This window comes from Promicromonospora sp. NPDC023987, assembly GCF_040639055.1.
Classification (GTDB): domain Bacteria; phylum Actinomycetota; class Actinomycetes; order Actinomycetales; family Cellulomonadaceae; genus Promicromonospora.
Map to the genome: position 1 here is coordinate 1 of NZ_JBEZZF010000105.1, position 12,571 is coordinate 12,571.

14 protein-coding genes and 2 pseudogenes are annotated in these 12,571 nt (G+C 68.4%); 5 read left to right on the top strand and 11 right to left on the bottom strand.

Translation table 11 applies throughout. From position 1 onward, the window contains the following. Positions 1-38 precede the first annotated feature (38 nt). Both AB0F40_RS26020 and AB0F40_RS26025 read right to left on the bottom strand, forming a co-directional pair. Positions 39-2,036 carry an alpha/beta fold hydrolase gene (locus AB0F40_RS26020; protein WP_357474830.1) on the bottom strand — a complete coding sequence of 666 codons (1,998 nt, stop codon included), beginning with the start codon at positions 2,034-2,036 and terminating at the stop codon, positions 39-41. 58 nt (positions 2,037-2,094) lie between these two features. Further along, positions 2,095-2,643 carry a nuclear transport factor 2 family protein gene (locus AB0F40_RS26025; protein WP_357474833.1) on the bottom strand — a complete coding sequence of 183 codons (549 nt, stop codon included), beginning with the start codon at positions 2,641-2,643 and terminating at the stop codon, positions 2,095-2,097. Positions 2,644-2,790: 147 nt separating this feature from the next. Here AB0F40_RS26025 and AB0F40_RS26030 point away from each other — a divergent pair, with 147 nt between their 5' ends. Next, on the top strand, positions 2,791-3,585 hold the full coding sequence (locus tag AB0F40_RS26030; protein WP_357474836.1) for a helix-turn-helix transcriptional regulator: 795 nt from the start codon (positions 2,791-2,793) through the stop codon (positions 3,583-3,585). A gap of 13 nt (positions 3,586-3,598) precedes the next feature. On the opposite strand, the gene AB0F40_RS26035 is transcribed toward AB0F40_RS26030, so the two are convergent. Beyond that, a complete protein-coding gene (locus AB0F40_RS26035) occupies positions 3,599-4,018 on the bottom strand; it encodes a VOC family protein (RefSeq protein ID WP_357474839.1) in 420 nt (139 codons plus the stop codon). A 67-nt stretch (positions 4,019-4,085) separates the two neighbouring features. Next, positions 4,086-5,039 (bottom strand): DNA-binding protein, encoded by a 954-nt coding sequence (locus AB0F40_RS26040; protein WP_357474842.1) that lies wholly within the window; start codon positions 5,037-5,039, stop codon positions 4,086-4,088. Between the two features lie 395 nt (positions 5,040-5,434). Between AB0F40_RS26040 and AB0F40_RS26045 the strand changes: the two genes are divergently transcribed. Then, entirely contained in the window at positions 5,435-5,980 is a 546-nt protein-coding gene (locus AB0F40_RS26045) for a TnsA-like heteromeric transposase endonuclease subunit (RefSeq protein ID WP_357474845.1), read from the top strand. A gap of 103 nt (positions 5,981-6,083) precedes the next feature. Here AB0F40_RS26045 and AB0F40_RS26050 read toward each other — a convergent pair. The 7 genes and pseudogenes from AB0F40_RS26050 to AB0F40_RS26080 form a co-directional block, all read right to left on the bottom strand. After that, positions 6,084-6,209 (bottom strand): annotated as a pseudogene (locus AB0F40_RS26050) (recombinase family protein); the annotation flags it as partial. 45 nt (positions 6,210-6,254) lie between these two features. Continuing rightward, a complete protein-coding gene (locus AB0F40_RS26055) occupies positions 6,255-6,623 on the bottom strand; it encodes a DoxX family protein (protein ID WP_357474848.1) in 369 nt (122 codons plus the stop codon). Between the two features lie 62 nt (positions 6,624-6,685). Then, positions 6,686-6,826 (bottom strand): hypothetical protein, encoded by a 141-nt coding sequence (locus AB0F40_RS26060; RefSeq protein ID WP_357474867.1) that lies wholly within the window; start codon positions 6,824-6,826, stop codon positions 6,686-6,688. 203 nt (positions 6,827-7,029) lie between these two features. Then, positions 7,030-7,374 (bottom strand): annotated as a pseudogene (locus AB0F40_RS26065) (VOC family protein); the annotation flags it as partial. 404 nt (positions 7,375-7,778) lie between these two features. Further along, complete coding sequence (locus tag AB0F40_RS26070; RefSeq protein ID WP_357474864.1) at positions 7,779-8,585, bottom strand: alpha/beta fold hydrolase; 807 nt, start codon at positions 8,583-8,585, stop codon at positions 7,779-7,781. Positions 8,586-8,791: 206 nt separating this feature from the next. After that, on the bottom strand, positions 8,792-9,637 hold the full coding sequence (locus tag AB0F40_RS26075; RefSeq protein ID WP_357474851.1) for an ABC transporter permease: 846 nt from the start codon (positions 9,635-9,637) through the stop codon (positions 8,792-8,794). Continuing rightward, positions 9,634-10,599, bottom strand: a complete 966-nt coding sequence (locus AB0F40_RS26080) for an ATP-binding cassette domain-containing protein (RefSeq protein ID WP_357474853.1) — start codon at positions 10,597-10,599, stop codon at positions 9,634-9,636. Before AB0F40_RS26080 ends, AB0F40_RS26075 begins: the two co-directional genes overlap by 4 nt. A gap of 250 nt (positions 10,600-10,849) precedes the next feature. On the opposite strand from AB0F40_RS26080, the gene AB0F40_RS26085 reads away from it, so the two are divergent. From AB0F40_RS26085 to AB0F40_RS26095, 3 genes are all read left to right on the top strand, one after another. Then, complete coding sequence (locus AB0F40_RS26085) at positions 10,850-11,617, top strand: winged helix-turn-helix transcriptional regulator (protein ID WP_357474856.1); 768 nt, start codon at positions 10,850-10,852, stop codon at positions 11,615-11,617. A gap of 27 nt (positions 11,618-11,644) precedes the next feature. Further along, a complete protein-coding gene (locus tag AB0F40_RS26090) occupies positions 11,645-11,905 on the top strand; it encodes a hypothetical protein (RefSeq protein ID WP_357474859.1) in 261 nt (86 codons plus the stop codon). Between the two features lie 159 nt (positions 11,906-12,064). Further along, complete coding sequence (locus tag AB0F40_RS26095) at positions 12,065-12,379, top strand: DoxX family protein (RefSeq protein WP_357474861.1); 315 nt, start codon at positions 12,065-12,067, stop codon at positions 12,377-12,379. Positions 12,380-12,571: the final 192 nt, after the last annotated feature.

The following is a 12,571-nucleotide window of genomic DNA, read 5'->3' on the forward strand; positions in this document are numbered from 1 at the left end:
CGTACCTGGTACGTCGAGTCAGGGCCGCACGACGGTTCTCAACGCCCCAGGATCTCGGTGAGAAACTCGATGGCGGCCGGGTACGCGTCCTTCCGATTGGCGCGCTTGGCAAGACCGTGGCCCTCGTCGTCGTACACCCGCAGCTCGTGCCGGATACCCCGGTCCGCGAGCGCCGCGGCGATCTGTTCCGCCTCAGAGAGCGGGACGCGGGGGTCGTTGGCGCCGTGGATCACGAAGAGCGGTGCGCGGAGCTGCTCGAGGTAGGTGATGGGGGACGCGGTGACGAGGAGGTCGCGGTCGTGCTCGAGGCTGCCGTACTCGCGCTCGCGGGCGGCGCGTCGGTACTCGGAGGTGTTCTCGAGGAAGGTGACGAGCGACGACATGCCGACGATGTCGACGCCGGCGGCCCACAGGTCGGGCTGCATGGTGGTGCCGGCCAGGACCATGTAGCCGCCGTAGGAGCCGCCCCAGAGCGCGCTGCGTTCGGGGTCGAGACCGAGGTCGGGCAGCCAGGCGTGCAGGGCGGCGAGGTCGGCGACCGAGTCGAGGCGCTTGTGGACGTCGTCGAGGCTGACCCAGCGCTTGCCGTATCCGGCGGAGCCGCGGACGTTGGGGACGAGCACGGTGAGCCCGGCGGCGGCGAGCGCCTGGATGACGGGGGAGAAGACGCGGGTGGCTTCGCCCTCCGGGCCGCCGTGGACGACGAGGACGGAGGCGCCGGCGAGGGCTGGGCCGGGTGCGGGGCGATACACGAAGCAGGGCACCTGCTCGCCGTCCGGGGTGGGTACGCGGTGCACGGTGGGTAGCGAGATGGCCAGTCCGGCGGGCACCTGAGCGCGCCCGTCGACCACTGTGGTGGCGTTGCCGGTGGCGGCGTCGACGAGGTGGACGGAGCCGGGGTCGCCGGAGGTGGTGAGATGCACGGCGAAGCGGGAGGAGTCCGGGGCCCAGACGACGGTGGGCATCCCGGCGTCGGGCAGGGTGACGGCACAGCGGTGGGTGCCGTCGGACTCGTGCACGGCCAGGGAGGTGACGCCGTCCTGGTGATGGCCTACGACCATCGCTGTGCCGTCGGGGGAGAGGACGACTTCGAGGTCGTGGTCGTCGGCCTCGACGAGGGTCTGCCAGACGGTGTGGCCGGGACTGCTCTGTCCGGCGGGGCCGCTCGGGTCGGCGCCGCTGCCGGGGGCGGCTGGGGCTCCAGGGCTGACCCGGACGACCGCGGCGAACTCGCGGTCGTGGTCCGACGACATGATCAGCGCTTCGTCGCCCGTGGACCAGGCGACCTGCGAGTGATGGGCGTGCTCGTCCGGGGCGGTGAGCGCGACGGTCTGCTGACCGGAGCTGCCGTCGGCTGTACCGGCCTGGACCGCGACGCCGTCCACGGTGCCGCCTTCCACGGTGTCGCCACGTGCGGTGCCGTCTCGTGCGAGAAGGATCTGCGTCGAGCGTGGCTGGCTGCTGAGCACCGTGATCGCGACGGAGCGCCGGTCGTGGGAGGCGACGGCGGCCGCGAGGTACCCGCCGCCGTCGTACAGCGTGGTCTCCGCGCCGGTCGCCAGGTCGTGGACGACCAGGTCGAACTCGACGCCGTCACGCCGGTTGGTCAGGTAGACCACGGAGTCGGCCGAGACGTCGGCGAGGTCGTGCTTGTGATCGGGGTCGTGGACCAGGGGCGTGAGCTGCTCGACCGTCGCGGGCAGGCGGTCGGGGAGGTGCGCCGGCAGGGAGGCGACCGATGCGTCCGACGCCGCGAGGTCGAGCAGGCTGAGCTGCGTCTGCTCGTCGCCTCCGTTGTCGTGCTGCACCAGCACGCGGCGCGTGCCCGGGACGTAGCGGCCGGAGCAGCGGGACGGCAGCGCGGTGAGCTGGGTCCGGACGCCGTCGGGCGCGATCTCGACGAGCTGCATGCTGCCGGACTCGTCGTTCCCGGCGAGGATGCGGCCCTCCGGGTCGACGTCGAACACCGCCCAGGCGGTCAGGTCGAGCAGTGCGTTGATGATCTCTGGCGCGGAGGTCAAGGATGCAGAAGTCACGCAGGCAACCTAACGGGGGAGCATGGCGGCTGTCCCGGTGCTTCTTCCTGCCCCCTGGCTATCGGCCGGATCGAGAGGACCGCGTCAGCGAGAGCATGCGCCTGACGGCCCGGAGAAGTGACCGGAGCTCGGCGTGGTTGGGGCGGACGCCCAGCCGGGCGTACAGCATCACGTTGCCGTACTCGGCCATGCGCACGATCTTGCCGTCGGTGACGTCGAACCGAGTCAGGTAGGTGTTGCGGTAGGGCGCGCCGGTGCGGGCGACGGCCATGTCACCGGTGCCGAGGAAGAAGACCTCGCGGCCGGCGGGGCTGCCGGTCCACCGGTGGTTGCGCCAGACCAGCGGGTCGAACTTGTCGAAGATGCCCCTGGTGTACCCGAGTACCTCCTCCCTGCCGCTCACGTCTGCGACGCAGAGACCCCTGCGACGACCGGCGATGATGTCCGCGGCACCCTGGTCGCTGGTCACCACGTTGGAGTGCATGAAGAGCTGCTCGGCGTCCTCCCTGAGGGTGTCCTCGACGGCGTCGATGTCCTTCGCCTCGACGGCCCTGATGAATTCCTTGGCAGTCTCCAGCGTCGAGCGGGTGCTCGCTGTACCGGTCATATCTCCTCCGATGGTTCTGGTGCCGCGGAAAGCGGTACACCATCGAGGATGCAAGGCTCCGCGACATGGAGGAATGCCGCGCTGAAACTGGTACTGCCAGGGTCACCACGGAGGAAGGAGGTGTGCGTCCTGGGGAAGAATGGGCCCATGGCGAGCAATGATCGGAGCGGTCTGGCGCACTACTTGAGACAGCGCAGGGCGGCGATGACGCCGCCGGACCTGCACGGTCAACCCAGAAGTTCCCGGCGGCGGGTGGCAGGGCTCCGCAGGCAGGAGATGGCCGATCTGACGGGGATCTCCGTGGAGTACTACACCCGTCTGGAACAGGGCAAAGCTCCTCGACCGTCGCGTGAGATCCTCACGGCTCTGGCGCAAGGCTTCGCTCTGACAGGGCCGGAGCGCGGCCACCTGTTCCGGCTGGGAGGCGAGTCTCCGCCTGAGCTACCCACCCCCGGCTCGGTCGTCCGCCCTGGCCTGCTGCGGATGCTCAAGGGACTGGACGAGACGATGCCGGTCACGGTCCATGACGGTCGGCTCGACCTCCTGGCCCGCAACAAGCGCGCAGCTGAGCTGCTGCCGCCCGCTGACGGGACCGGCCCCTTCGCGCGCAACCTCGCTTACCAGGCTTTCGCGACCACCGTCCTCACCGACCTGCTCGGTGACAGTGCTGAGCAGTTCCTGCGCGTCGCGGCCGCTGAGCTGCGCACCGCGCTGAGCCGATACCCCGAGGACGGCTACCTCCGCAGCATGCTCGCGGAGCTCACCGCTACCAGCCCGGTCTTCCGCGACTACTGGGAGCGCGGTGAGGTCATCGCGCCGCGGTCGGCGACCAAACAGCTGCACCACTCCACCTACGGCCGGGTCAGCTTCGACATCGAGCTCCTGCACGACCCGGAACGAGACCACTGGGTCATGCTCTACACACCCCGCGACGACGCCTGATCTCGAGGCGGGTCTACCGCCGGGACCCGAGCTGCTCGACGTAGTGCGGGTTGTACATCACCCCGAGCACGTTGCCGAACGGGTCCACCACCGAGGCGGTGACGAAACCGAGGTCGCCGCGCGCGGTGACGGGCTGGAACTCGGTGGCGCCCAGCTCCAGCAGGCGCGCCACCATGCCCTCCAGGTCGTCGACGTGCCAGTACATCAGCGCCCCTGCCGGCTCGGCGGGCAGACCCGGCGGCGCGAACGCACGGCTCACGATTCCGAGCTCGGCCTCGTTGTCACCGATCCGGAACTCGGCGTAGGCAGGTGCACCGTCCGGGCCGGGACGCTGGAAGTACGGCTCGACACCGAGCAGCTCGGTGTACCAGGCGGCGGCCGCGGCGACGTCGTCGGCCCAGTAGTTGATGGTGGCGAATCCTCGAAGGTTCATCAGGCCATCACAGCACCACTCACTGACACTGCGGCGCCCTGGTGCACCCCGGGGCGCCGGCGCCGCGTCAGCCGCCCGACACCTCGGTAGGCACCTCGCGGCTCGACCGGTCGGCCGCCGTCGTCCCGGCTGCTGCCAACGCCTCCCGCAGCCCGGCCGCCGTTCCCTCGGCCTGCGACTGCGCGGCCAGAGCGACCACGCGCGCACGCTCCGACTCGGCAGCCTGCGCCCGGGCCGACTCCAGCCCCTCACGCAGTGCGGACAGCTCGCCCTCGAGCCGGGCGACCGACGCTTCCGCGGCCGACCGGGCCGCCGCGGCGTCGGCGCGATCCCGGTTCGCCTGAGCGAGCTCGTTCCGCGCGGCCTCGAGCGCCCCACGCACGTCGGCCAGGGACTCCCGCAGCCCGACCGCAGCACCGTCCGCCTGCGCGCGGGCCGCCTCGGCGTCGGACCGGCCGCGTTCGGCCGACGCCGAGGCGGCCCGCTCCTGGTCGAGCTCGTCCCGCACCGCGTCGAGTGCCTGCCGTGCCGCCGCAACGTCACCCTCGAGACGCGCCGACGCCGCGACGGCGTCCGCCCGTTCCTTCTCCGCGGCCGTGCGCTCCTCCTCCGCGGAGCGGACGTGCTCGCGCGCCTGTTCGAGCACCGCACGGCACTGCGCGAGCTCCGCGTCGGCCTCGTCCACGCGCGCAGCCAGGGCGTCCGCCTCCCCGACGACGGCGGTCAGCGCCTCGTCCTGCGCGGCGGCCGCAGCCTCGTGCTCGGACCGGGCCACTTCGACCGCCGCACCCCACAGGGCGTCGAGGCCCCGATCCACCAGCGCCGTGACCGCCGGAGGCAGATCGGGGAGCGCCGACCGGGCCTCGTTCTCCGCCGCCTGGGCGTCCCGCCACTCCCGCAGGTACCTCGTCGCGGCGGCGTTGGAGCAGCCGGCGCGCTCGCGCACGTTCGTCACCGTGACCGCGGCGCCCTCCGCCGTCAGCGTCTCGGCAGCCTGGAAGACCCGTTCCTTGTCCCGCACGTCGTTCTCCGCTCCGTCAGTCTCACCATGTCGTAGTAGTACCAGTCGGAACGCAATACTACTCCTACTCGGCGCCTCGCAAAGTACGCACCCGCTTTCCTGAAGCGGGTGCGTACTAGCCCCATGGATGGTACAAACAAGCCGGTTAAGCGCTCGAAGGTTCGCCCAGAACTGGGTTGTATGAGCACATGGTGAGCACGAAGAACATCGGGCGCGGCGGTGCGAACGTCCCGTCCTCACCTCAGGTGTCCTTCGCCATCTAACTTGGCACTTCGGTCACTTAACTTGTCTCTTCGTCGACTTCCGCCATTTAACGTCTGGGTGTGCTCACCCGCGGATCACCGGCCCTCGCCGCTGTGCCGCGCCGTCTCGGAGTACCGCTCTCGTACCGGACGGTGGAAGCGAAGCAGGTTACAGAGGATCTGTCGGACGCGTGGGCGCGACCGTTCGAGGCGCTGCCGCCGGTGCGAGACGTGGTCCAGTACAAGGGGCAGCGGAACTTCACCGGCGCGTGGTGGTGCGCGACCACGCGCAGCCATGTCGGCTTCGAGTCGTGGCTCGAGCGTGACCACGTCATGCTCCTGGATTACGCCAGGGCAGTCGTGAGGATCGCTTCGCAGCCGTTCTGCGTAGCGGTGGAGACGGACAACGGTCCGCGCCGCCACGCGCCGGACTACTTCGTCCGGAACGCTGACGGCTCGGCCACCGTGGTCGACATTCGTCCCGACGAACTTGTGGGCGACGATGCCTTCGTTTTCAGGGCCACGGCGCAGGCGTGCTCACTGGTCGGCTGGAGCTACCGCAGGCTCGGCCGACCGGCGCCTGTGCTGGCGGAGAACCTCCGCTGGCTCGCGGGCTACCGTCATACACGCTGCGCCAGGTCGGACCTGCTGCCGCGGGTGTCCGAGATGACGAGACTCCCGGTGCCCCTTGGGAGGTAGCCAGAGCACTCGGCGACCCGGTTTTGACGCTCCCGGCCTTGTTCCACCTGCTGTGGCGTCACGACCTGGAAGGGGACATCGAGTCGGCCCGGCTGTCGATGAACTCCTTGGTAAGGGCCTGCGCCTCAGAGCGGGCCAGCCGGTCGAGTTTCGGGACGACCAAGGTGTCGCCGACCCGGACCACGGCCAGCGCCTGGTCGAGGCCGAGGCGGGCACGGTTGGTGCCGGTTCACACTACGCACCGGTTGGGTCCTGCCGCGCGGCTGGCGAAACCCTAGAACGTCTCGATCCAGAACCTGCCGGCCGCGACGAACGCCGCGAGCAGGCCGAGCACGAGCGGCGGAATGAACTGCTCCTTGCGTCGGACGTGCACGACGATCGCGCCGATCATCGTCAGGAGCAGACCAGTTGCCGCAGTCGGGACCAGCCACGTCGCCCACGAAATGAACGCGGGAGCAATCAAGCCGATCGCGCCGAGGATCTCGAGGGTGCCGATCGTCCTGATCTGGGCGTCGGAGAACTCCTCGACGTACGTCATGCCCTTGTCGTAGAGCTTCGTCCTCGGTGTGACGAGCTTGGTGACTCCCGCTCCCAGGAAGGCCAACGCGAGCAGTCCGGCCACGATCCACAGTGCAATGTTCATTGCGATTCCTCTCAAACTTGATGATTCAAGAAAGTGGCTATGCTGACCGCCGGTTCAGCTCGTCATCGCCGCGCCGCCGCATCGGCGTCGTCCACCTGGAACAAGGTCCCCCAACGGGACTTCGTGGCCTTTGGGTCACCGGCGATGCCGCCGATCTCGTGGCCATCCGGTCTGCGCAGGATCGTGAAGTCGAGCTCGGGCATGTCCGGGTTGGCATCCAACGTGTAGCCGAAGACCGCGACGTAGAAGTCGCGCGCGGGCCCGGGCTCCGCGATGACCAGGTCGTTGTGGAGCAGGGCGTTCGGCTCGTTGACGATCTCGCAGCCGATGTGGGCACCGGCCTGCCACAGTCCACACTGCGCACCGGTGGTGTCCTTGATGATCGCCGTCCGCCCCAGTCCAGCACGTCCATCGGACCGGTGATGATCGAGCCGCCCGCGTCCCGCGCTCGGGCGGCCGCGGCGTCACAGTCATCCGTCGCGAAGTAGACGTTCCACCAGAAGTCCGTGGCGTCGGGATCGGGGTTCGGCCTGATGGCCGCGACGGGTCTGCCCCGTAGCAAGCACTGGGTGTAGTGGCCGTACTCCGCCGGTCCCACATCGAACTCCCAACCGAACAACGCGCCGTAGAAGGTCATCGCTCGGTCGAGATCCGGGATGCCCAGGTCGATCCAGGTCGGTGTGCCAGGCGGCTGCGTGGTGGTCAGCTCGCTCATCGTCTCTCCTTGTCGTGTCCCCATCTTGTCCCGCATGACCCCGGAACCTTAAGAGGTCATGTCGCCCGCGTTCACGGACGCCGCTCCTTCTTCGAGGTCGACGACCTCCAGCGCGGCAGCGATGTCAGGGTGATCCTGGGGCGAGAGCGGCTTGATCTCCCGGGAGGCGCCTTTCTGCACGCAGGCTTAGTTCGCTGCTGGCGTCGTGACGACTTCCCGGGGTGAATCCGTGCGCTGGCTGCCCAGACGAGCTCGCGGCAAGGTCCGCGTCATCGGCGCACCCGTCATGGGGAAGGGATCGCAGGCGTGCAGATCGCGTTCGCGCCAACACGCGGCGAGACTCCGGAACTCAGGAGTCGCCGCTCACCGACCGATGCTGACGTGGCCGATGGGCCTGCGTTCCGAAGCGACCCACGGTCGCGACCTGATCAGTCGACGGGTTACTGGTTGAAGAACGTCTTCAGTACACGGGCCATGAGTTCGGGGGCGACGACGTGTCCCTGCCCGTCGAGCGTGTGTCGTTCGGTCTGGGGGGTGGCAGCGGCTATCGCTTTCGCGGCGCGGTCGAAGAAGTCGGTCGGGAGGCCCGCCATCTGGGGCTCGGTGATCGGACCCTCGGTGGTCACCAGGACCGACTGAGTGATGCGGGCAAGTCGGTTCGTGGGGATGTTGTAGTCATTGAGGACCACGGCGTCCTTGACGAGCGTGTGGGCGAGCGCGACGGACGAGGCCCAGAGCGGGTGTTGTTTGCCAGCCGCGATGTCCGCGTCGGGTCCGCCGGTAAGCCTCACGAACAGTTCCAGGAGTTCCTCGTCCCGGCCGGCTTTGTAGGCCTCGTGGGTGTCCGCGAGGTACTGGTTGAACCTCGGCCGCAGGTCGTCCCCGATCGCGTACGGCACATCCCACACCGCGATCTTGTCGATCGCCGAACCTGCCGCTGCTGCCTCCAGCGCGAGGGCGCCGCCAGATGAGGCGCCGTACACGTGAGCTGAGCCGCCGGCTGTCGCAATCAGCGCGTCGAGGTCTTCCACCTCCCGTGCCAAGGAGTACGGCGGTGTATTTCCGCTGGCGCCCCGGCCGCGTCGTGCGTAGTTGTAGACCGTGAAATGGTTGGCAAGGAGCCGGGCCAGCGGCGCGTTCTCTGCGCCGTCGTCTAGGGTGCCGCCGACGAGGATCACCGCCGGGCCAGTGCCTTTTCGGTCGTAGGCGATCCTCGTACCGTCGGCGGACGTCACACGAAGTGTCATCTCGTTCACTGCTTCTCTCCATTTCTCGATGCGTGGTCGTCACCGTCGGAGCATGTCGACCAGGATTGAGTTACGTGGGCTGCCCCCTCCGTCACTTGCACTTCGGGCCGGTTTCGGGAGTTCCGGACTTGGTACCGGTGATGGCGTTGGCCGAGTGGGCCGGGTTGTCGGAGTTGATTTCGACCAAGTGCTCGCGGCAGCGGCATCTACTTCTTGTTGCGGTAGAGGACCATGGTGATGGGACCGAACACCGCGACGAGAAGTACGGACGAGACGAGCACCCAGCCGATCTCCCCGGCGGGCACCGAGCCGTGCATCAGGCCGCGTACCACGGTCGCCAGGTGGGTGATCGGGTTGACCTCGACGACCGCCTGCAACCACCCGGGCATCGTCTTCGGGTCCACGAAGATGTTGCTCACGAACGTCAGCGGGAACATCACCATCATGCTGACCCCCGCCACCGAGTTCGGCGTGCGCAGGATCAGGCTGAGCATCGTCCACAGCCACGACAGGCAGAACGAGAACACCAGCAGCAGCACCACCGAGAGCACTACCCCGACGGCGCCACCCTCCGGCCGGAACCCTAGGACCAGGCCGAGCGTGATCACGATCGCCGACCCGATCGAGTAGCGCACCAGATCGCCGAGCAGGGCGCCGACCAGCGGGGATGGTCGCCACACCGGAAGTGACCTGAACCTGTCGAACACCCCCTTCTGGATGTCGGTGTTCAGCGTGATGCCGGTGTTCATGGTGATCATGACGTTCGCCTGCACCAGGATGCCGGGCAGTAGGAACTGCAGGTACGCCTGTGTCGATCCGGCGAGCGCGCCACCGAACAGGTAGGTGAACATCAGCGTGAACATGATCGGGAACATGGTCACGTCGACGAGCTGCTCGGGCACGTGTTTGATCTTCAGCAAAGCGCGCCAGCCGAATGTCAACGAGGTGCTCACCGGACCGGGGCGAGACGGCCGCTCGCCGGCCGACAGCACACTGCGCAGCGCGTCCTCGGTGACCGGCGCCGACGCCTGCTCCGCGGACGTGGCATTCATGCGGCATCCTCCTCGGGTGTCTTCTCGGCGGCGTGTCCGGTCAGGGCGAGGAACACCTCGTCCAGGCTCGGCTGACCGAGCGCGAACTCGGTGACGTCGATGCCGCTGCGGGACAGTTCGGCCAGGGAACGGGCGACCCGTTCGGGGTCGGAGATCCTTGCGGACAGCGCGGCCGGGTCAGCGGAGGGCTCGACCGGCACCTCGAGGACGCCGGCGAGGACCCGTTCGGCCTCGGCCCGCTGCTCGGGCGCACGTAGCCGTACGTGCAGCGAGCCGGCGCCGACCGATGCCTTGAGCTGGCCGCTCGAGCCCTCGGCGACCACCTTCCCGTGGTCGATCACCGCTATCCGGTCGGCCAGCTGGTCGGCCTCGTCGAGGTACTGCGTGGTCAGCAACACGGTGGTGCCCTCTGCGACCATGCCCCTGACGATCTCCCAGACCTGGTTCCTGCTGCGCGGGTCGAGCCCGGTCGTGGGCTCGTCGAGGAAGATCAGTTCGGGGGTGACGACCAGGCTCGCCGCGATGTCGATGCGCCGGCGCATCCCGCCGGAGTACTTCTTCACCTGCCGGTCGGCCGCCTCGGCAAGACCGAACGCGTCGAGCAGGTCGGCCGCCCGCTCCCTGCCTCGGCGGCGTGAGTAGCCGAGCAGCCTGGCGAGCAGCAACAGGTTCTCCACCCCGGTGAGGTCCTCGTCGACCGACGCGAACTGCCCGGTGAGGCCCACCCTGCTCCGCACCGCCCGGGCGTCACGCACGACGTCGTAGCCGAGCACTTGCGCCTCTCCGGCGTCAGGGCGCAGGAGCGTGGCCAGCATGCGGATCGCGGTGGTCTTGCCCGCCCCGTTCGGACCGAGCACGCCGTACACGCCCCCAGCGCTCACAGCCAGGTCCACACCGGCGACCGCGTGGGTCTTGCCGAAGCTCTTCTTCAACCCGCTCGTCTCGATCGCGAGCTTTCCCATGGGGTCGACACCTTCTCTCGGTGTTCCGAACGGATTAGTTGAGCACGGTGCGCGGCCAGCGCCTCGGCGAGTGGGGCGTTCTCCGTTCCGTCGTCGAGACCGCCGCCGACCAGGATCATCGGGGGCCCGTCGCTGTGCCGTGTGTAGCCGATGACGGTGCCGTCGGCGAATGTCACAGTATTCACACTCCTAATGTAGGAGCATCCACACCTGTTGTGCAAGTACACTCGGGTGCATGAGCAAGAAAAGGATGTTCGACGACCCCTGCGGCATCGCGCGAGCGCTGAACGCGGTCGGCGAGCGGTGGGCGTTGCTCGTCGTGCGGGAACTGGTCTTCGGCCCGAAGCGCTACTCCGACCTGCACCGCGGGCTGCCGCAGATGAGCCAGAACGTCCTCGCGCAGCGGTTACGCGAGCTCGAAGCCGACGGCCTGGTGCGGCGAAGGCGCCTGGGACCGCCTGCGCCCGCCGCCGTGTACGAACTCACCGAGCGCGGGCAGGAACTGGAGCCCGTGCTCCGCGCGCTCGCCCACTGGGGCAGCCGCGCACCGCTGCCCGAGGACGGCGCGGCGGAACTGAGCGTCGACGCGCTGCTGTTCGCTCTGCGCGCGACCTTCGATCCGGCACTGGCGGGTGAGCTGTCGCTGCGCTGCCAGCTGGACGTCGCGGGCGACCGGTTCCGCATCACCGTTGCGGGCGGGCGCCTCGAGTTGGACCGCGGTGAGCACGCCGAACCCGATGCGTGGCTGACCGTGCCGGAGGCGGCGACATTGCGCGATCTGGTGTTCGCCGGTGCGGCGCTGCACGACGCCGTCGAGCGGGCAGACACCGAGGTGGCGGGCGATACCGCGCGGCTCGCCGCACTGCTGCGCTGCTTTCCCGCAGCCGTGCGGTATCCGGCGCCACAGGACCCCGGGCCGCCGGATCCCGTGTCGCCGGGCCCCGTTTCACCTGGCCCCGGGTCACCGAACGCCGAACCCCCGGATCCCGCCGTCAGCGCAGGAAGTCGTCGGGGGTGAGCGGCAGTCCGCGGACCCCAGACACCGGTGGCAAGTTACGCCGGCCGACAGTTCAGACTCCGCGGGCTCGCGGAACTCATCGCCGAGACGACGACGCACCACTTGGATAGCGACCCGCAGCTCAACGCCTGGCGCTGGTCCACGACCGAGCATGATCGACTTGTTGCAGTAGCCCATCCTTTGCGGGACGGCATCGACTCGCACTGTCAGGCCACGAACGCGGTCGCCATGAGCGGCGGATTCGTCGTGATGGCCGATCTGGAGGGCAACGAGTTACCCCTGGCCTGAGCAGACCGGCCGACGTCGTGACCGCATCTGCGATGAGAACCCCGGGCGTGCAGTAGTCGTAACAGCATGACAACCAACCGGGAGGTGCTTCAACGATAAAGATCACAGTGTGGATCGTCTCGGCGCTGTTGGCGCTGGCGTTCCTCGGTATTGGCCTTTTTGAAGCTGGTCGTGTCGACCACTGACCTGGAATCGATGACCGAAGGTGTGCCCGTCGTCCTGTTGCGCATCGCGGGTGTCGCGGAAGTGCTCGGGACCGTGGGATTGATCGCCCCGGCCGCCACCAGAATCCTGCCGCGACTCACCCCCATCGCCGCCAGCGGTCTTGTCGTGACGATGATCGGAGCGACCATTACGAACATCATCATCGGCGAGTACGCCCTGGTGGCGCAGACGGTGTTGATAGGGGCGCTCGCTGGTTTCGTGGCCTGGGCGCGGTTCGGTCACTATGCCATCGCGCCCAAGGCGACCTGAACATCGAGTACGTGGGTATGGGACCTACGGTGACCTGGCGCGAACGGTGCAGACGGGAGGAAATCCTGCTGCGGGGAACGGCGACTCTGGCGGCCCATGAGGCGCCCGGGGTTTTTCGGACAGTTGGCCCCAAGATATAATTCTTGGGATTAACTGAAGGGAATACCCCGTTGGCTGCAAATAAATATTCTC

Coding starts and splice junctions, on each gene's coding strand:
- AB0F40_RS26060 (WP_357474867.1), bottom strand. CDS start 6,826: ATGCCCGAGCTCGACTTCACGATCCTGCGCAGACCGGATGGCCACGAG.
- AB0F40_RS26070 (WP_357474864.1), bottom strand. CDS start 8,585: ATGACACTTCGTGTGACGTCCGCCGACGGTACGAGGATCGCCTACGAC.
- AB0F40_RS26035 (WP_357474839.1), bottom strand. CDS start 4,018: ATGAACCTTCGAGGATTCGCCACCATCAACTACTGGGCCGACGACGTC.
- AB0F40_RS26030 (WP_357474836.1), top strand. CDS start 2,791: ATGGCGAGCAATGATCGGAGCGGTCTGGCGCACTACTTGAGACAGCGC.
- AB0F40_RS26055 (WP_357474848.1), bottom strand. CDS start 6,623: ATGAACATTGCACTGTGGATCGTGGCCGGACTGCTCGCGTTGGCCTTC.
- AB0F40_RS26085 (WP_357474856.1), top strand. CDS start 10,850: ATGTTCGACGACCCCTGCGGCATCGCGCGAGCGCTGAACGCGGTCGGC.
- AB0F40_RS26025 (WP_357474833.1), bottom strand. CDS start 2,643: ATGACCGGTACAGCGAGCACCCGCTCGACGCTGGAGACTGCCAAGGAA.
- AB0F40_RS26080 (WP_357474853.1), bottom strand. CDS start 10,599: ATGGGAAAGCTCGCGATCGAGACGAGCGGGTTGAAGAAGAGCTTCGGC.
- AB0F40_RS26075 (WP_357474851.1), bottom strand. CDS start 9,637: ATGAATGCCACGTCCGCGGAGCAGGCGTCGGCGCCGGTCACCGAGGAC.